General features: G+C 65.1%; 16 protein-coding genes and 1 tRNA gene. 11 read left to right on the top strand and 6 right to left on the bottom strand.

What is annotated here, in order from left to right:
• Positions 1–95 precede the first annotated feature (95 nt).
• From E3T40_RS12435 to E3T40_RS12420, 4 genes are all read left to right on the top strand, one after another.
• Positions 96–4,832: an ExeM/NucH family extracellular endonuclease gene (locus tag E3T40_RS12435; RefSeq protein ID WP_134543867.1), complete on the top strand. Its 4,737-nt coding sequence runs from the start codon at positions 96–98 to the stop codon at positions 4,830–4,832.
• A gap of 139 nt (positions 4,833–4,971) precedes the next feature.
• Entirely contained in the window at positions 4,972–5,604 is a 633-nt protein-coding gene (locus E3T40_RS12430) for a hypothetical protein (protein WP_134543864.1), read from the top strand.
• Positions 5,605–5,692: 88 nt separating this feature from the next.
• Positions 5,693–6,118 (top strand): dehydrogenase, encoded by a 426-nt coding sequence (locus E3T40_RS12425; RefSeq protein ID WP_233194158.1) that lies wholly within the window; start codon positions 5,693–5,695, stop codon positions 6,116–6,118.
• Positions 6,119–6,274: 156 nt separating this feature from the next.
• The gene (locus E3T40_RS12420; RefSeq protein WP_134543862.1) at positions 6,275–7,870 is read left to right on the top strand and encodes a GGDEF domain-containing protein; all 1,596 of its coding nucleotides are present in this window, start codon (positions 6,275–6,277) and stop codon (positions 7,868–7,870) included.
• 121 nt (positions 7,871–7,991) lie between these two features.
• Here E3T40_RS12420 and radA read toward each other — a convergent pair whose 3' ends face one another.
• A complete protein-coding gene (gene radA / locus E3T40_RS12415; RefSeq protein WP_134543859.1) occupies positions 7,992–9,356 on the bottom strand; it encodes a DNA repair protein RadA in 1,365 nt (454 codons plus the stop codon).
• Between the two features lie 9 nt (positions 9,357–9,365).
• Positions 9,366–10,307: an SGNH/GDSL hydrolase family protein gene (locus tag E3T40_RS12410; protein WP_241981772.1), complete on the bottom strand. Its 942-nt coding sequence runs from the start codon at positions 10,305–10,307 to the stop codon at positions 9,366–9,368.
• 121 nt (positions 10,308–10,428) lie between these two features.
• Here E3T40_RS12410 and E3T40_RS12405 point away from each other — a divergent pair.
• The 4 genes from E3T40_RS12405 (at position 10,429) to E3T40_RS12390 (ending at position 12,577) form a co-directional block, all read left to right on the top strand.
• Positions 10,429–10,518: transfer RNA gene (locus E3T40_RS12405), tRNA-Ser, on the top strand.
• Between the two features lie 1,056 nt (positions 10,519–11,574).
• Positions 11,575–11,805, top strand: coding sequence for a hypothetical protein (locus tag E3T40_RS12400; protein WP_134543856.1), 231 nt, complete (start codon positions 11,575–11,577; stop codon positions 11,803–11,805).
• A 64-nt stretch (positions 11,806–11,869) separates the two neighbouring features.
• Positions 11,870–12,166, top strand: coding sequence for a hypothetical protein (locus E3T40_RS12395; protein ID WP_134543853.1), 297 nt, complete (start codon positions 11,870–11,872; stop codon positions 12,164–12,166).
• Positions 12,167–12,187: 21 nt separating this feature from the next.
• Entirely contained in the window at positions 12,188–12,577 is a 390-nt protein-coding gene (locus E3T40_RS12390) for a hypothetical protein (RefSeq protein WP_134543850.1), read from the top strand.
• 145 nt (positions 12,578–12,722) lie between these two features.
• Here the strand turns inward: E3T40_RS12390 and E3T40_RS12385 are convergent, their stop codons facing one another.
• The gene (locus E3T40_RS12385; RefSeq protein ID WP_134543847.1) at positions 12,723–13,037 is read right to left on the bottom strand and encodes a hypothetical protein; all 315 of its coding nucleotides are present in this window, start codon (positions 13,035–13,037) and stop codon (positions 12,723–12,725) included.
• A gap of 219 nt (positions 13,038–13,256) precedes the next feature.
• The gene (locus E3T40_RS12380; protein WP_104195064.1) at positions 13,257–13,550 is read right to left on the bottom strand and encodes a hypothetical protein; all 294 of its coding nucleotides are present in this window, start codon (positions 13,548–13,550) and stop codon (positions 13,257–13,259) included.
• A gap of 587 nt (positions 13,551–14,137) precedes the next feature.
• Between E3T40_RS12380 and E3T40_RS12375 the strand changes: the two genes are divergently transcribed.
• A complete protein-coding gene (locus E3T40_RS12375; protein ID WP_134543844.1) occupies positions 14,138–14,563 on the top strand; it encodes a GNAT family N-acetyltransferase in 426 nt (141 codons plus the stop codon).
• 28 nt (positions 14,564–14,591) lie between these two features.
• On the top strand, positions 14,592–15,092 hold the full coding sequence (locus E3T40_RS12370; protein WP_104195062.1) for an RES family NAD+ phosphorylase: 501 nt from the start codon (positions 14,592–14,594) through the stop codon (positions 15,090–15,092).
• 380 nt (positions 15,093–15,472) lie between these two features.
• On the opposite strand, the gene E3T40_RS12365 is transcribed toward E3T40_RS12370, so the two are convergent.
• Entirely contained in the window at positions 15,473–15,904 is a 432-nt protein-coding gene (locus E3T40_RS12365) for an SRPBCC family protein (protein WP_104195061.1), read from the bottom strand.
• Positions 15,905–16,369: 465 nt separating this feature from the next.
• Here E3T40_RS12365 and E3T40_RS12360 point away from each other — a divergent pair, with 465 nt between their 5' ends.
• Positions 16,370–18,109, top strand: a complete 1,740-nt coding sequence (locus tag E3T40_RS12360; RefSeq protein ID WP_134543841.1) for an FAD-binding protein — start codon at positions 16,370–16,372, stop codon at positions 18,107–18,109.
• Positions 18,110–18,154: 45 nt separating this feature from the next.
• Here the strand turns inward: E3T40_RS12360 and E3T40_RS12355 are convergent, their stop codons facing one another.
• The gene (locus tag E3T40_RS12355) at positions 18,155–19,036 is read right to left on the bottom strand and encodes a cutinase family protein (RefSeq protein ID WP_166786632.1); all 882 of its coding nucleotides are present in this window, start codon (positions 19,034–19,036) and stop codon (positions 18,155–18,157) included.
• Between the last annotated feature and the right edge of the window lie 297 nt (positions 19,037–19,333).

The raw sequence follows: 19,333 nt of genomic DNA, 5'->3' as shown, positions 1-19,333 counted from the left end.
CAAATTCACTGATTGTTACTTCGCAGGTAGCGCACTGGCAACACCGCCTCCGTAGCATGGCGATCACTGTCGATCGTTAATAGCTGAGGAAAACTATGTCGCCTGCACCGAACAGCCGTCTGAAACTGGCTTTTTCTGCTCTACTCGGAGTGGGGCTGGTCGCCAGCCCCCTGGTGGCCCTGCCCGCCTTCGCCGACGTCGGCGGCACCGGGGTCGTGATCAACGAGGCCTACCTGAACGGCGGCAGCACGGGAGCGACCTACCTCAACAAGTTCGTCGAGCTCTACAACCCCACGGACGCTGCCGTCTCCCTCGATGGCACCTCGCTGCAGTATCGGTCGGCCACAGGCGCGGCGAACCCGTCCGGCACGCTTGCACTGAGCGGCTCGATCCCCGCCAAGGGGTACTACCTGGTGCAGGGAACGGCCAACTCGACCAGCGGCGCGGCGCTGCCCACCACCAACGCCACCCTCGGCTTCTCTTTCGGCGGCGGAGGCGGAACCCTCTTCCTCGCCAGCCAGGCCACGCAGCTGACGGCCCCGGCCACGGGATCCCTCCTCAACGCCCCGGGCGTCATCGACCTACTCGGCTACGGCACGTCGCTCACGTTCGAGACCACGGTGGCGTCCGCCGCATCCGTCACCACCGCGCTCACCCGCGCCACGGGCCTCGACACCGACGTCAACTCGGCCGACTTCATCGTCGCGGCTCCCACCCCGACGAACGCCGCAGGCGAGACCGCGGCGACCCCGGTCGACCCGACCGCGACGCCCACCCCGACGCCCACCGCGACGACTCCGCCCGTGCCTGCCGCCGCCCTTGCGATCAACGAGATCCAGGGCTCCACGGATGCCGGCGCCCAGACCGGCAAGGTCGTCACGACGACCGGCGTCGTCACCGCCACATATCCCACGGGCGGTTTCAAAGGCTTTTACCTGCAGACCCCCGGCACCGGCGGCGCGGTCGACCTGACCACGCACACCGCGTCCGACGGCCTCTTCGTCTACACGAACGCACTGGCCGCCCCGGTCACGGCCGGCGACTACGTCTCCGTCACCGGCACCGCGAGCGAGTTCTTCGGCCTCACCCAGATCACGATCACCGCGCTTAGCGATGTGACCGCGTTGGACAAGGCCGGGATCGTCGGCCCGGTGCCGGCCACGGTCGGCCTCCCGTCAACGGATGCCGCACGTGAGTCTCTCGAGGGCATGCTCGTCTCCCCGCAGGGCGACTTCACCGTCACCAACAACTACGCGACCAACCAGTACGGCGAGATCGGCCTCGCGGCCGGAACCACCCCGCTCGTCGGCCCGACCGTCACCGCCCGCCCGGGAACGGACGCGTACACCGCGGCCGTCGCCGGCAATAAGGCGCGCGCGGTCACCCTCGACGACGGCGCCACCACCAACTTCTTGTCCAGCATCAACAAGGACAAGCCCGTCCCCTACCTTTCGACGACCAGCCCGGTGCGCATCGGTGCGGCCGTCACGTTCGCGACGCCGGTCATCTTCGACTTCCGCAACAGTGCCTGGAAGTTCCAGCCGACCACCGAACTGGTGCCTGCGACCGCCGCAGCCGTGCAGCCCGCAACCTTCGCCGACACCCGCACCGCGGCACCTCGATCGGTGGGCGGCGACATCCGTCTGGCCACCTTCAACGTGCTCAACTACTTCGCCACCACCGGGGACTCGATCACCGGCTGCAGCTACTACACCGACCGGGCCGGCACGCCGATCTCGGTCAACAGCGGATGCGACGCCCGCGGCGCGGCCACCCAGGTCAGTTTCGAGCGCCAGCAGGCAAAGATCGTCTCGGCGATCAACGCCCTCGACGCCCACGTCATCACGCTGGAAGAGATCGAGAACTCGGCCCGCTTCGGCAAGGACCGCGACTTCGCCCTCGCCAACCTCGTCACCGCCCTGAACACCTCCGCGGGCAACCCGGTTTGGGCGTTCGTACCCTCACCGGCCGCCCTCCCGGCCAGCGAAGATGTCATCCGCACCGCATTCATCTACAAGACCGCCGCGGTCGAAACCGTCGGCGGATCGACCATCTTCGACGACGCCGCGTTCGTGAACGCCCGCCAGCCGCTCGCCCAGGCGTTCCAGTTGGTCGGCGACGCCGGCAGCAGCTTCCTCGCGATCGTCAACCACTTCAAGTCGAAGGGTTCCGGAACCGGCGCCGACTCCAACACCGGCGACGGCCAGGGAGCCTCGAACCTGTCCCGCGTGAACCAGGCGACCGCGCTCGTCAAGTTCGCCGACACGCTGAAGACCAGTACCGGCATCGCGCGCGTCTTCCTCACCGGCGACTTCAACGCCTACGACCAGGAAGACCCGATCAAGGTCATCACCGACGCGGGCTACCTCAGCCAGGAGGCCAAGACCGGCGAGTACACCTACGCGTTCGGTGGCACCGTCGGCTCGCTCGACCACGTGTTCGCGTCGCCCGAGGCGAATGCCGCGGTCACCGATGTGGACGTCTGGAACATCAACTCGGTCGAGTCCGTTGCGCTCGAGTACAGCCGCTACAACAACAACGTGACCGACTTCTACGTGGCCGACGCGTTCCGCTCGTCGGACCACGACCCGGCGATCGTCGGGTTGGACCTCGCCAGCCCCACCGACGTCGACATCAACCTGCTCAACATCAACGACTTCCACGGGCGCATCGACGGCAACACGGTGAAGTTCGCCGGAACGATCGAGCAGCTCCGCGCGGAATACGGAGACGCGTCCACTTTGTTCCTCTCCGACGGTGACAACATCGGCGCCTCCCTGTTCGCCTCGGCGTCGCAGGGCGACAAGCCCACCGTAGACGTGCTGAACGCGCTCGGCCTCAAGGCCTCGGCCGTGGGCAACCACGAGTTCGACCAGGGCTTCGCCGACCTCACCGGGCGCGTCGCCGACGCCGCCGACTTCGAGTACCTCGGCGCGAACGTCTACCTGCTCGGAACGACGACCCCGGCGATGCAGGAATATGCGATCTTCGACGTCGACGGCGTCTCGGTCGGTGTGATCGGCGCCGTCACCAAGGAGACCCCGGCGCTGGTGTCGCCGAACGGGATCGCCAGCCTGAGCTTCGGTGACCCGGTAGCCGCGGTCAACCGGGTCTCAGCCCAGCTCACCGACGGTGACCCGGCCAACGGCGAAGCCGACGTGCTGATCGCCGAGTACCACGAGGGTGCCAGCGCCGGAACGCCGGACAACGCGACCCTCGAGCAGGAACTCGCCCTCACCGACAGTGCGTTCGCAGTGATCGTCACGCAGACCTCAGCCGAAGTCGACGCGATCTTCACCGGCCACACGCACAAGCAATACGCGTGGAACGCACAGCTGCCCGGTGCGCCCGCCGGCGTCACCCGCCCGGTGCTTCAGACCGGTAACTACGGTGAGAACATCGGCCAGGTCGTGCTGAACTACGACATTGCCTCCGGTGACACCACGACCGTGAAGAACCAGAACGTCAAGCGCTCGGTCACCGCCGACGCCACCCTGGTCGCCGCCTACCCGCGGGTCGCCTTGGTGAAGACAATCACGGATGCCGCGCTCGCCCAGGCGGCCGTCATCGGCAACCAGCCGATCGGCTCCATCACCGCCGACATCACCCGCGCCTGCCTCGGTGGCACCGCACCGTGCGCGGAGAACCGGGCCGCACCATCGGCGATGGGCACCCTGGTGGCCAACTCGCTGCGCGAATCGCTGGCTGACCCGCTCAAGGGCGGCGCCGAAATCGGCGTGGTCAACCCCGGCGGCATGCGCGCCGAGCTGCTACTCGCACCGGACGGCGTCGTCACCTACGCCGAGGCCAACGCGGTGCTGCCGTTCCTGAACAACCTGTGGACGACCAGCCTCACCGGGGCCCAGTTCAAGACGGTTCTGGAGCAGCAGTGGCAACGTGACGCGGCCGGCAACATTCCGAGCCGTCCGTACCTGCAGCTGGGCCTCTCCGACAACGTCAACTACACGTTCGACGCGAGCCGGACCGAGGGTGACCGCATTACGGGCATCTGGATCGACGGCTCGGCAATCGACCCGGCGCGCTCCTACCGGGTCGGTTCGTTCAACTTCTTGCTCACCGGAGGCGACAACTTTCGGGAGTTCAAGAACGGAACGGGCACGCGCGACTCCGGTCTCGTCGACCGGGACGCGTGGATCTCCTACATCACGGCCAAGAGCCCGCTGACACCGTCGTTCGCCACCCGCCAGGCCAGTGTCACCGGTGTCCCGACCGTGGCGGTCGAACGCGGCGCTTCGGTCACGTTCACCGTGGGCAACCTGAACTTGAGCTCGCTTGGCGCCCCGAAGAACACGGCGCTGTCGTTGGTCTGGGCCGGCAGCAATGCCGGCCTGGGCACGGCATCCGTTGACGCAACGGGTGCGGCGACGGTCACCGTCACGGTTCCGCAGGATGCCGCGGCGAACAGCGTGGTCGAACTCACCACCACGGAGTCCGGCACGATCGTGCGGGTGCCGATCACGGTCGTTGTGCCGGTTCCGCCGACGACTGAACCGGTCGCCGCCAGTCCGAAGGCGCTGACCAAGGCGCTCAAGAACGCGATCGTCACGGACGCGGCCACGTATGCCGTGGGTGCTCCGGTCACGGTCGACGTCGGAGCGGCGCGTGCCGGTGAGTTCGTCTCCGTGTCGCTGCAGTCCAAGCCGGTGGAGAACCTGGGCGGTTGGCTGCTGGTGAACGCGCAGGGTGAGGTCAGCACGACTCTGCCGGCCGACACCCGTGCGGGCAAGTACAAGCTGGTCGTGCAGGACGAGACCGGTATCGTGCTCGGCTGGACCGAGATCAGGGTCGACAAGGCGCCGCGCGGCCGGTAGGACCGCCCGGAGCAAACCGGACCGGCGCGGAACCGAGCCTCTCGAGGCCGGCCGCGCCGGTTCGGCGTTTCCTGCCCGACACGCGCTCGACACGCACAGCATTGCCGGGGGCGCCGGTATACCTCGTTAGCCTTGGGTAATGTCGACGATCAAACATCCGGTCGGCCCCCAGTCCAGCAAGGTGTACTGGCGCCGTCGTCTCGTGGTGGGCCTCGGCCTGCTCATCGTGCTCGCCCTCCTCATCCTGGTCATCTCGTCCATCGTGCGCCCGGCCGCCGGCCCCGGTGTGCCCGGCAGCACTCCGACGCCCGCGGCCGAGGCTGCCGGGGCGGGGGTCTCCGCCTCCGACCCGGCGGCCGACCCGGCCGCGTGCGACCCCGCATCCGTGCAGATCGAAGCGACCACCGACGCGGTCAGCTACGAACCGGGGGCGCAGCCGATGCTCTCGCTCAGCGTCACCAACATCGGCGACGGGCCGTGCGTGCTGAACGCGGGCACGGCGACGCAGGTGTTCACGGTGTCGAGCGGCACGGATGTCTACTGGACGTCGACCGATTGCCAGCAGGAGGCAGGCGACGCCGACGTCACCCTGCAGCCGGACGAACCCGTGAGTTCCGGCGAAGCGATCGCCTGGGACCGCACCCGTTCGAACCCGGAGACCTGCGGCGAAGCCAGCCGCGATGCCGCGCCGGCCGGGGGAGCGGCCTACAACCTGACCGTGAGCGTCGACGGCATCGAGTCGGCGAATCCGAAGCAGTTCTTCCTCTCCTGAACCGGCCCGGCCGCCGTTCGCTCGTGGCGTGCCCGCCAAGGATCGGATTCGTCGTGACACCACCGCGCCAACTGGTTAAATGGAATCCGTGACTGACGTTTCTCCACCGACGAATTCCCCTGCCCTCGCTGCCGCTCTGGCCGCTCAGGATGTGGTCGCCGTGGCCTATGCCCTGCGCAACGACGTGATGATCGTGCCGCAGCTGGTCGTCAATGGGCAGGCGGAACAGGTGCGGGTCTTCGGCCGTGAAGGCACCGACCGACGGATGCTGCTGCTCTTCTCCTCCGCCGAGAACTACGCCCGCATGGTTCCCGACGAGATCGATCCGCAGATCATGGTCGGCGACGCGCAGTGGCTTCGCGAATTCCTCACCGTGCACCAGCAGGTGCTCGAGATGGTGTTCTTCGACGTCGCCGGTCCCCATGTCATGCAGGCCGCACCGGCGGACCTGATGCGCGCCCTCGGCCCACTGCCCGGCGAGGAAGAACTCGGCGCGAGCAAAACCGGCCGGTAGCGCCCGACTGACCCCCTCAGGCTGGGGGTCCCCAGACACCCGGCCACGTAGTCGGCCCGCGCTAGGCTGGCGCTAGACAGTGTTCGGCCCGCTCCCGAAGCGGAATCCGACGGACTTTTCACGGTCAGCATTCGGCCTGTCAGGGAGCAGGTCAGAGTGGTGGGGACCGAACAGGATCCGACCGACGCCCGCCTCGCGGGCATCGAGCGACAGTACTGGATCGATCGCAATGTCGCCCTCCAGGACGCCGAGGTCTGGCTCGCCGATCTCGGCGACGGGGAGCACGGAGCGACCGCACGACGGCTGCAGGTTGTCGTCGCGGCCGTGCGCATCCGTCGCGGCGACCCGAGTCAAAGCGCCGTTGACGTGCAACAGATCTTGAGCTGGGCGGAGCAGCACGGCGAGCTCGCCCTGCAGTCGCGCTGTCACGACGTGCTCGGTTCCGTGTTCGAGATGGTGGGCGACCGCGCCCTGGCCCTGGAACACGCCGTCGCCGCGAACGACCTGCTCGAGGAGTCGGAGGTTCCACTCATGCGTGCAGCCGCCCGCAAGTGCCTGGCGGACGCGCTGGGCTCGGCCGGGTCCCTCGACGAGGCGCGCCGCCGCTACGACGATGCCCTCCGCCTCGTGATCGATGACCCCGAGACCATCATCCGCTACAACATCCTGAACAATCTCGCCTACACCGAGTACCTGGCCCATAACCAGGTCGAGGCCCTCGCGGCCGTGGAACAGCTGATCGGCCTGTCCGAGGTGGGCGACCGGCAGATCGGCATGTACGCCCTCGACACGGTCGCGCGCGTCTATCTGACGGCGGGGCGGCTGGACGAGGCGGAAGCGAAGCTGCTGCCGGCTATGGACCCGGCCGTGGGCAACTTGCATCCCGACGGGTCCGCGGTGGCCCTGGTCACGCTGGCCGAGATCTATCGCACGCAGGGCAAGCTGGTCCGAGCGCAGACCGTCATCGACCGGTGCCGCGAGCTGTCCCAGCGGTTCGGGCTCACCCGCTGGTCGACGGAAGCGGCCAGGGAGCAGGCCGAGATCCATGCGGCCAACGGCGATTTTCGCGCCGCGTTCGAGGCGTACCGGCACTTCCACGAACAGTCCGAGGCGCTCGGTGCGAGCGAGAACGAGTCGCGCGGGCGCATCCTCGAGGCCATGTTCCAGACCGCGGAGTCCCGCCGAGAGAGCGAGCGGTACCGAGAGCTGGCTGAGCGCGATCCGCTCACCGGGCTGCACAACCGCCGGTTCGTCGACGAGCACCTCAGCGCCGCGTTGACGCGCCTGCGCGAGGGTGGGCCGAGCGTGGCCATCGCCATGGTCGACCTCGATCACTTCAAGCGCATCAACGACACCCTGTCGCACGAGGTCGGCGACACTGTGCTCCGTGAGGTGGGCAGCATCCTGATCGCGGCTGCGGCATCCGCGGCCGACGGCATCGCCGCACGCCTGGGCGGCGAGGAATTTTTACTGATCATGCCGGGGATTGACGCCATCGAGGCGCACCGGCGTTTCGAGGCGGTCTGCCGCTCGATCGCTGATCACGACTGGTCGCCGATCACCGGCGCCCTGCCGGTGACCGCGAGTCTCGGGATTGCCCTGGCGCCTGCCGACGGCCAGCAGAGCTCTGACCTGCTGCGCGCCGCTGATGTGCGCCTGTACGTGGCCAAACGCGACGGTCGCAACCGGGTCGTTCACGCCGCCATCGTCTCCACCTCGACCCCGGAGGCGGAACTGCTCGAGGCCCGATGACCGCGGTGGGTCGGGCTTCCCTGGGGTCGAGCGCCCGGTGGTTGAGCTCGGCGAGACCCCGGTGACCCGAACCTGCCGCTCGCCCGGGACATCCGTGGCGGCCCGCGCCGGATGCTCCCTGCTAGAACGCGCGGTCGAGCTCGGCGTCCCGTGCGGACTGGCCGGTCGCGATCGCCGCGGCGACCGCGGTGCCGATCGCGCCGGCCTCGGCATCGAGTCGGATGGTGAAGCCGAGCCGGGCGGCCTCGGCTGCGCGCAGCTTGGCCGCTGACACCGGTCGCACCTCGCCGGCGAGGCTGATCTCGCCGAACGCCACGGCCCCTTGAGCGATCGGCTTGTCCTTGAACGCGGACGCGATGGCGAGGGCGATGGCGAGGTCGGCGGCCGGTTCGGTAAGACGGATGCCGCCTACGGTCGACACGTAGACATCCATGCTGCCCAGCCCCGACAGGCTCGCCCGGCGCTCGAGCACCGCGAGGAGCATCGCCACCCGTGAGGAGTCCACCCCGTTGGTGACGCGGCGGGGGTTCGGGGCCTGGGTCTTGATCACCAGAGCCTGCACTTCGACCGGCATCGCCCGGCGGCCCTCGAGCGCCACCGTAACGCAGGTGCCGGACACGGGGGTGGAGCCGCGGCTGAGGAACAGCGCGCTCGGGTCGGGCACCTCGGCGATGCCGTCGCCGGTCATCTCGAAGCAGCCCACCTCGTCGGTCGAGCCGAACCGATTCTTGAGCGCCCGCACGAAGCGCAGCGCGCTCTGTTGGTCACCCTCGAACTGGCACACTACGTCGACAAGGTGTTCGAGCAGGCGGGGGCCGGCGATCGAGCCGTCTTTGGTGACGTGCCCGACGAGCAGGATGGGCAGGTTGCGGTCTTTGGCCACCCGGATCAGCGTGGAGGCCACCTCCCTCACCTGGCTGGGCATGCCCGCAAGGCCGTCGGAGAGCGAGCTGGCCACCGTCTGCACCGAGTCGACGATGACGAGGTTGGGTTGAATGGCGTCGATCTGGCCGAGGATGGTGGCCAGGTCGGTCTCGGCGGCGATGTACAGCTCGGGTTGCAGCGCCCCGGTGCGCTCGGCGCGCAACCGCACCTGGCTGACCGATTCCTCGGCGCTGACGTAGAGCACGCGGGACTTGGCAGCCGCTGCCTTGGAGGCCACCTCGAGCAGCAGTGTCGACTTGCCGACGCCGGGCTCGCCGCTGAGTAGGATGACCGAGCCCGGCACGATGCCGCCACCCAGCACCCGGTCGAACTCGGCGATGCCGGTGGGCCAGTGCGAGACGGCCGTGGTGTCGACGTGGGTGATCGGGCGGGCGACGCCCGCGCCGGTGACGCTGGCCGGCTTGAGCGCGCGGGCCAGGCTCGCCTTCTCGGTGGTGTCCACCACGGTGCCCCACTGCTGGCATTCGCCGCAGCGGCCTGCCCACTTCAGGGTGGTCCAGCCACACTCGGTGCAACGGAAGGAGGAAACGGGTCTGGCCATTCTGCGAGCCTAGCTCGGGCCGCTGACACCACCCGATTCCGAAGTGTTCGCCACCGGAGTCGACGCGGGTTCCGGCGTGGGGGAGGGCCGGGCGGCCGGCACGGCCGAGGGCAGGCCGGCAGCCGCGTGTGCCGATGAGGGCAGGCCGGCAGGCGCGTTGGGGGCATCCGGCCCGGCCAGGTCGGCAGGCCGGATGCCCCGCACCAGATGAGCGCTCAGCGCCGGAACGAACGCCTCGGCCCAGGCCCGGTAGCCGCGGTTATTGGGGTGGAACAGGTCGCCCGCGACGTGCGTGGCGACGCTGCGCAGCCCGAGCCGCTTCGTCGTGGCGTGGAGCGGTACCACGCGTAGCTGGTGCTCCGCGGCCACCTGGCGGATGATGCGGTTGGCGACGGCGACCATCCGTTCGTTGCGGGGCAGGTGGAAGCAGGGCAGGTCGGCGACCAGGGCGTGCGGGGGCAGCGCCGCGCAGACCTGCCGGATGCCGGCCTCGAAGACGGCGGCGTCCCAGAGGGCGATGTCGTTGGCGCCGATCGCGACCGTGACGATGTCAGGGGTGAGCTTCACGAACGTGGGCAGCTGGTCGCGCACAGCCATTTCGACGGTGGCGCCCGACACGCTCAGGTTCACCACGCGCACCGAGCGGCCGGTGGAGAGACGGATGTGGTCGGTCAGGATTCCGACATAGCCGCGGTGCGGGGAACTCGCCCCGATCCCCTGCGCGGCACTGTCTCCGATGACGGCGTAGATCAGCTCGCCCTTGTCTTTCGCGCGGGCGCGCCACCAGAGAGAGTGCACCGGCAGGGTCTCATTGAGAATCACCGAGCTCTCGGCGATGCGACGCTGGAAGCCCCGGTAGTTGACCACGGCGGCGGCGCCGAGGCCGGCCGCTGTGGCCAGGGTTCCGGCAGTGAGGGCAAGGGAACGGAGCCTGTGGTTCGCGGTGATCACCCGGTGAGAATACCGCTTCGTGCTGGGTTCTCGTCGTTCAGGGCCGTTCGGGGCCGTTCAGACACGGATGTTCGCCGCCGCGATTCGCGCAAGGCCCCCGATTTCAACTAAACTCTTCCTCGGTACCGTGTCCGAGCGGCCGAAGGTGCAACTCTCGAAAAGTTGTGTGGGGGAGACTCCACCGTGGGTTCAAATCCCACCGGTACCGCCACAGAAAACCCCCTGCAGCCCAGTGTTTCATTGGGAAGCAGGGGGTTTTTTCTTGCCTGGATTTGCCCAGCGGTAACGCAGCGGTAACGGAACATCTGTGCGCGGGTGTGAGCAAGTGCGAGTTGAGGCATGTGGTGAGTGGTGAACCACATAACTGCGTAGCCCGTACCCTTCCTGGCGACGACCTCCATGGTGGACTGCGGCGGCTCGAGAGCGGCCGATTCAAGGTCCTCGCATCGGTCACGGCGAGGGGTGCGCTGCCGGTGAGCGCATGGAGAGACGCGGTCTCGACGCGCCCAATGTGTCGGGGCATGTGTTGTTCGGCCGATGTCTCCCAAATACACACCCCTACACATTTACCCTTGTCGGAATGTGTAGGTGTCCAGAAGTTGTGCGACCCATACGAGACAAGGGAAGCGGGCATACCCAGCTTCAAGGGTCGTACACATTCTCTCGACGACAACTCAAGTTCAGGAACCCCCCGGGCGCGCACAAATTCAAGGGTGTTGGGAGGAGTGTGCACATCTGTACACATACTTATCGTGGATGCGAGCAGAGTCGGAAAGGTTGAGAAGGAGAATCCAGCGGTATAAACGGTACACGCGGTCCATCCATCCAAAGCGGCACATCGCCGGTGCTTTTCCGGAGTGCTCGTGCCTGTCACGCGACGTCCGCCACGTCTGGACGCTTGAGTTTGCTATCGAACTGCCGAATGAGGCCGGGAGCCGTAGCCACCGGTGAAGCGGGGCGGCGCTTCTAGGGCCGGCTAATCGTGGTGTCGCGGGTTCAATTCCCGCTCCCGCTACACATAAAAGCCTTTTGACCAAGAACTCTATCGGTCACGGGGCCTTTCTTTTTGCCCGGATGCTGACCGACTCCGCTTTAGACTCCGCTCTAGATTTTTGTTCCGAGCACCGCTTCGTAGCACGCCTCATCGCCTCCGGCGGATTGCTTGTGCCCTAGTGCTCGCGCGACGCGGAGAGGTGTGCGTTGGGGGCCAGATTGGCAAGGCGGGGCCTCCCTCAGGCAAGCAGCGAATGTGCAATAGGGTTTGGGCATGCTGAAACTCGTTGCCGACACTTGGTTTGGGTTGTCATCAACCGCGTGGGACGGTATCGCCGCAATGGCTACCGCGGCCGCGTTCGCTGCCGCCGTTGTCGGTGCCCTCCTGGTGCTCCGCCAGCTCAAGCAAGCGCGCGATCTCGCTGAAGAACAGGCCCGACCGTATCTCGTGGCGATGATCGAAGAGTCAGCGGCGGACTGGACCCTCGCTGACTTCCGCCCGTGACATAACGATTGCATTAGATCCGCCGTACGTCCGGGTGCATGACCTCGGCGAGGGGAATCAGTTCATGGGCGCCGCGTTCATTTCTGGGCGGACGAGCGTCTTGCCACCCGGAGGTGAGATTCGCACATACTTCGATTCAGCACGCGAATTGAGCGCGGCTATGAAGAGTGAAATCGAGACTACCCAGCCGTTCACGACGACCCTGCGCTATCGAGATCGGCTCGGTAAGGAGATCACCGAATCGTTTGAGATCGACCCCTATGCACGACTGGGGACTATGCGAACAGATGTCCACGGCTTGCACCACATTGCCAAGACCTTGCGAGCTTGGACCAAAAGTCTGGACGTCAACAACTACTAAGTGCACCCGTAGGGTGAGCGTATGAATATTGAACACACGCCTCGCTACGTCACGTCTGTGCTCATGGAAGAAACAGAAGACAGCGTGGTGGTGACTTGGGGTCTCGGTGATGTGGTGCCAGGCAGCGTGGACTACTTCGGGTTTGAGGTGTACTACTACGGCGTTGATGGCAACGGCGGGAAGAGGTTTGGCGTCCGGTTTCACGAAAAGACGACGGCGCACGTGTGGGACAACGCGAGTAGCACCCAAGCAAACTACGAGGGAGACAACGTCATTGTGTCCCAGGATTCGATCGTCGTTCGCTACCGCGACGCTGACCTCGGGCTGCAAGAGGTGGGTACCATCGCAGCATTCAGCCACATCAACGGGAATGACCTTGAGGTCAGGATCCCGGTGACTCTGCTTCGGTGATCATCACCAGTCGGGGCTTTTCCGATGTACCGACAAGTCCTCCCATTGGGAATTCAGGTACGTACTTTGGGGACTAGCAACGAGCGCGTCTGCTGTTGCGCCAGGCCGCGACCGGATTTCACCGAATGGCCCTCGCCGCTGACGGTCAGGTTAGAACGAGTGCAGCAATTGTCGCTGTCCAGGGGTACGCCTCGATTGATTCCTCAAAAGTAGGAGACACGAGCCGCTCGGCAAGGAGCTCCTTTGTGCGGAGATCAAACAGGAGCACCGCACGCAAATTGCTCGCAGGATTGACCGCGAAATCCAGCCGAACCGGATAGCCCTTGATCGACCCGAACACCGACGTGCCGAAAGGGCCCAAAGCTGTTTCCTTGGCCGGCACAAACTCAGTGCCGTTGTTGGTCAGCTGGACGTTGACCAACTTGATTAGTGCCCCTGTGTTCAGTGTTCCCGTTGCCATTTGACCACCGTAGGTCAGGCGCTGCCGTGACAGGCCGCCAACGACTCACCCAGTAAGGGGAAGCCCTAGGGGAGATGCCCCACCGAACGAGATCGCGGCAGTGCGGACGCGCTGCCGATGGCAGTTGCCCAAAGAGCTTTGTAAAGGGGCTGCGTGTGGGATTGGGGTCGCGGTCCACTTCCGTGTGGAGTGTGGCGCCTGTGCTTCTGCGCTGGTGCGTTATTCGCGTTCACCTGTTCGCAATTCCTCCAGATCGGCTCGCAGTAGGGCGATCTGCTGCTCGTAGGCGGCGCGCACGTCGGTGACGCGCTGCTCGACATAGGCACGCTCCCTCGCGGTCTCGGCCGTGGCGCTGTCGCGTTCGCTGGTTACCGTTGCCAGCTGCCCGGCGAGCACGAGTGCTTCGGCCCGTACGCTTTCGCGCTCGGTCCGGACCTGGTCCAGGTGGCCGCGAGTGCTCGCAGCCTCTGCCGCGGCTCGCTCGGCGCGCGCCGTGGCGGCGTCCGCCCGCACGGTAGCGTCGCGCGCTGCCGCCGTAGCCTCGTCCTTGGCCGCTGCGGTCGTTGTGAGCGCCTCACGTGCGTCGACGAGCTGTGCCGTCGTGGCGGTGTTCTCGGCGCAATTGCACCCGGGAGCTTCTCGGTCTTTCGGGTGGCTGTCGTCGTGACCGTCACGTTCGTCGGCGCGATGTAGATCACTGTCTCGTCGGGGGTTAGCCTCTCTTCAAGCTTATTGATGATGCCGCCCCTCCCGAAGGTGCTGACGTCGAACTGCTTCAGCGCTGCCTCGGTGTCTTGACGCATCTTGTCTCCCGTCGTGATTCTGACCTAAAACTAGGCTACGGGTGACCCGCGCGCCAATGGCAGTCTCGTAGAACTGGCCCACCGGGCGGCCTCTCCGCTCCAGTCAGAGCTTAACCACGCCAATGGACATCCAGCCTGCGCGGTGCTCAGCAGGTCGCCAATCGCCTCAACGCTATGTGGCCCGCCGGGGAGCCTGTGGTTTACATCGGGTGGTCGACGTGGATTGGCGCGCTTATCGAAGGAACATGCCTCGAGTGTTGCAGTCATTGAGCGTGGCGTCCAACCTATGGTGGAGTTATGCCTGTGAAAGACGACTTCTCCGTTGTCACCGACCTGAGCCGCATCGATCTGCTCACGGTTCACCGTTGGCTTTCTACGGATGCGTTCTGGGCGGTCGGGCGGTCCTTGGAAACCGTTCAGCGCGCGGCCGAGGGCTCGTTGAATTTTGGCCTCTTCAGCGGCACGGGTGTCCTGTGCGGGTACGCCCGGGTTGTCACCGACCATGCGACGTTTGCTTGGCTATGCGACGTGTACGTTGACCGTGAGTTCCGAGGCCGCGGTCTCGGCCGGTTGCTCGCTCAAGCGGTGGTGGACAGGTTGACGCCGATGCAACTCAAACGAGTGCTTCTTTCGACGCTCGACGCTCACAGCCTCTACGAACAAGTGGGATTCATGCCGGCCCCAGACCCGCACAAGCTGATGGTCTTGAATAGCGCAGGATAAGCGGTGGGCTGTCGCGGGGAGCAAATCAATGTCGGGTGAACCCTCGGTGGAACAAGTTGGTGATGTCTGGTCCAGCATTTCCGGCTCGTTCTATCGCGCCGTAGATCCCTCACACCAGGACACGGCGCTGCTGGGTTCGCGCCTTGCAGGTAGGTACTCGGAACCGTCTCAACCGACTCTGTACCTGAGCTCATCTCCTCAGGGAGTCGACGCGGCGATGATCGCTCATACCCAGGGTCGTGTCGCCGAGCTCGTCTTGCTGGAATTCCACGTGGAGGCCCAGAACATCGTCGATCTGCGCGACCCGGCTGTCCTCCTTGCAGCCGGTATCGACCTTGCGGACGCAGTCGCGCCCTGGCAGGACATCGTGAAGACCGGAGGCGAGCCCTCTTCGTGGCATGTCCGCCGGCGGTTGGAAGCCCTTGGAGCGAATGGCCTCGTCGATCCTTCGCGCAAACGCCCCGGGCTGTGGCATCTGACCCTGTTCAGGTGGAATTCTCCGAGTGCGCCACGTGTCACTCTCCAATGACCTGCCGAGGTCGCTCATTACCGCCGAGCGGTAGCCGAACGTCGACAGGCAATCACTGCCCGGCGGCATGAGCCTGTGCGAGGCTGTCACTCATCCACCTTGCCAGCACGATTCGGGAGCTAGCTCATGCGTGAAACAGTGGTCGTCCAGGGAGTTCTGGCGGTCACCCCTCCTCACTAACCCTAACAAGCAGGGGACGACGTAACTCGTCCCGCGTCCGTCAGGACACCCCGACCCGGCAGAGAATCCACCCGACGGGGCGACCAATCCAGAGGCCAACTGAGCAGACAAGACCTCGTCAGGCAATCACCGAACCGGTTGTGCAGGCGTGTACTGATATCTGTGCAATCGTGAATGGAAAATGACAGCCCGAAGCCGCGCTACGCGTTGCGCATCGCCCGGGGCAGGTTCTGAATTGCGGCGGCCTCCGCGGCCACTTGCGCTTCAATCATTCCTCGCACAAATTTCATCACGCCTTGTGGCTCAAGCTCGATCTTAAATAGGACCCGGCATGAGGCAGATGAGACAGTGGTGATCGTGAACGACCCTCGAGGCCGGGCCGGTCCGGCGGTGACCTCGAACTCAAGCAGGGTCGGTTCCTTCGACGTGACCACGCGGTAGTTCGCACGCATTGTTCTTCCACCCGGACCGGTGAGAAGCTGCTCGAACTCAGCGCCCACTCCCTTTCCACTAACGTGACGGATCGCGTGCACGCCGCTTCGCCACTTGACGTTATTGGTGCCGTCTGCCAGAAAAGCGAAGACATCCTCTGCCGAACGCGGCACCTCAACGCTGGACTCTGATCGAATCATCGAGTTCCTTCCTCAAGCTGATCGCACGAGCCGCGGCCATAGTGACGCGAGTCGCGGAAACGGACTGGGCACTCTCGAGCCGGGCATCCTCAGCTCCCGGCTGTTTTCTTCTTCGACCAAGCGGCCCTTACAAAATTACGCCTCTCGGGCAAGCCACTCGCTTTTTGAGACGCTCCCGGACCCGGCTGAACGGTACAGTACGCCGGCACCGTCGCGGAGGTCCGGCCGTGGCTATGGCCCACCGAAGCTCATTCCGGTTTACTCGCTTCCCGTGGAGATCCATAACAGAGATTTCTGATGAACCTCCGACTTCGTGAGGTCCCAGCTCACCCTGATCTTGGAGACGCTGGTCGCACGCAGCCAACCCACGTGTGATCGGGGCAAATGCTCAGCACCGCGAGCTAATGTCACCTAGGAAGTCACGGTCGGTATGGCTCCGTTGTATTTCCCCGGGAAGGCCTCCTCATGTCAGACGACACCCTCAAGGGTCGCCGAATTTCTGCCTCCGTGCTCGTCATCGGCACCGGCGGTTCGGGCCTGCGGGCCGCGATCGAGCTGTCAGAGCGCGGAGTTGACGTTCTCGCCGTCGGTAAACGCCCCAAAAACGACGCGCACACCTCGCTGGCGGCCGGCGGAATCAACGCGGCCCTGGCAACAATGGATTCCGAGGACAGCTGGCAGCAGCACGCAGCAGACACCATCCAGGAGAGCTACTTTCTAGCCAATCCGTACACGGCCGAGATAGTGACGAAGAACGCGGGCCGCGGCATCCAGGACCTCGAGCGATGGGGAATGCCCTTTGCGCGGGAGAGTGACGGGCGTATCAGTCAGCGTTACTTCGGCGCCCATAAATACCGTCGCACCGCCTTCGCAGGAGACTATACCGGGCTTGAAATCCAACGGACCCTGGTGGCCCGTGCCTCCCAGCTTGAGGTACCCATCCTGGATTCGGTGTACATCACCCGCATCCTCGTGCGTGACAACGTGGTGTTCGGCGCCTATGGCTTCGACCTGCGCGACGGCAGCCGGGTGACGGTCATCGCCGACGCAGTCATCATTGCTGCCGGCGGACACAACCGCATCTGGCGCCGCACATCCAGCCGCCGGGACGAGAACACGGGCGATTCCTTCAAATTGGCAGTGGATGCCGGCGGTCGGCTGCGTGACGCCGAGCTGGTTCAGTTCCACCCAAGTGGCATCCTCGAACCAGAGAATGCCGCCGGCACCCTGATCAGCGAGGCCGCCAGAGGCGAGGGCGGGGTTCTGCGGAACGCACTCGGCGAGCGGTTCATGGCCAACTACGACCCCGAGCGCATGGAACTGTCCACCCGCGACAGGGTCGCCCTCGCCGCGTACACCGAGATCAAGGAGGGACGCGGCACCGCGAAGGGCGGCGTGCTGCTCGACATTTCCCACCTGCCCCGCGAGACAATCATGACGCGCCTGCCCCGCGTCTACCAGACCATGCTCGAATTGCAGGTACTCGACGTCACTACCACCGCCATCGAGATCGCTCCGACCGCGCACTACTCCATGGGCGGAGTATGGGTGCGACCGGATGACCACTCCACCGATGTCGTCGGAATGTACGCTATCGGCGAGGCGTCCAGCGGGCTGCACGGAGCCAATCGGCTCGGCGGCAACTCGCTCATTGAGCTGCTCGTGTTCGGCAGGATTGTCGGCCAGGCTGCGGCCGAGTACAGCGCAGGTCTCACCTCCCAGAATCGATCACAGGACGCGGTCCAGGCAGCCGAGCGGGAGGTGACTGACACTCTTGCCTCGGACGGACAGGAGAATGTGCGCGCCTTGCAGCGCGACATCCGCAACACCATGACGGATTTCGGCGGAGTGGTGCGCCACGAAGCGGGGCTACTGGAAGGACTGCGCCAGTTGGACGACCTCGACGATCGCCAGAGCCGAATCGGAGTGCATCCGGATGTCGCGGGCTTCTCTGGCCTTGCACACGCATTCGACCTGCGTGCCTCCCTCATGGCCGCGCGCGCAACCCTCGCCTGTGCTCTGGAACGTCGGGAAAGTCGCGGCGCCCACAACCGAAGTGACTACCCGCACATGGATTCCGCCCTGCAGGTGAACCTGGTGTGGTCAGCCGACGGCTCGATCGCGCACGAGCAGATCCCGCCGGTGCGAGCCGAGATCGCGGCCCTCATGGGAGACGTCACCCAGGTCGGCAAGTTGCTCGAATAGAGGGAAGGTCACCGCACTGTGGTGGGGCATTGCCGTGAAGCTCACTCATGCCCAGACTGCTAACATTTCGAATATCTTCATCTCAACCGCGGCTTTGTCAATGCTGCCGCCGTCTTTTTTGTAGGTTTTGTGGCCTTCGGCATCCCAGATCAACTTGGATGAACCGCAGACATAGTCATGCTTTGCGCAGGACAGGCCCGTCGTCGAAGTGAAACTTTCCGGCAAGTATGGTTGACGCGCGCCGAGGGAACCACTCTTCACGAAACAGTCGGGGACATCGAAGCGCCACTCGGAATCGGAGTCATTGCCAAGGCAAGCCGGAGCGTAACCAGTTTGGCTTCCGCCTGGAGTTATAAGACCTTCCGGCAGACTCAATCTCGGGTCGCCGAACAGAGCCTGATATACGACTCTATTGCGGAGTGCCGGAGTGAGTTTCTCGACGTAGGTCTCACCGACAACCTGTGCGCCCTGGGAAAAACCGCCCAGCACAAATGCAGCTTCGGGACATGTCGCGGCACGGGAAGTCAGGTAGCTTCTGAGCTCTTCGACGCCGCTATCGACGCTTGCCCCGTAGGTCCACCCTCCTCCAGCGGAAAAGAAGGCCCCCGCAGTATTCCAGAATGAGTCCCACGTATCACCGCCGACGGGCACGGCCGGGTACTGGCTACCATCAATGCTCGCGTCACCGAGCTCATAAGGGTTGATCGTCAGTGTTGTGCCAATTCTTGCCTGCAACTGGGCAAAGAAACGCTCAGATTCAGGATCACCTACTGCCTGACCGGATCCCCGAGCAAAAACGGTTTCGACGTCCCCGCAAGGATTTGACAACGGGTCGACAGCCAAGGCGGCCGGCACGATGACGATAGATGCGATCAGCGTCGTTATGGCCGTTGCCACTGAAAGAAAGAGCGTTGTTCTTCGGCTCACAGAAATACCCCCAGATTGTGGCTGAAGCCGGTCGTCTAAGAAAGACGAATAGGCTGATCTGGCCTAATTTTTGCGCCAAATCCGTCTCAGGCTACAGGTCACTGCCCGCGCGAGTAACCCCACTTGTGGGATGCGGGAAACATTACGAAAGTGGGGAGATTCCGCACGAGATCGAGCAGCAGCGATCTCGGACCAGAGGGTCAAGTCCAAATGTGTGGTGTAACGCGTCTGCCGCGTGATTCTTGGATTTCTAGGCGCTGAGGGCGCCGAGTTCGGTTGCGGGTTCCTCCTTCTCGG

This window comes from Cryobacterium sp. TMT1-19, assembly GCF_004403055.1.
Classification (GTDB): domain Bacteria; phylum Actinomycetota; class Actinomycetes; order Actinomycetales; family Microbacteriaceae; genus Cryobacterium; species Cryobacterium sandaracinum.
This window is presented reverse-complemented; position numbering and strand designations above follow the sequence as displayed.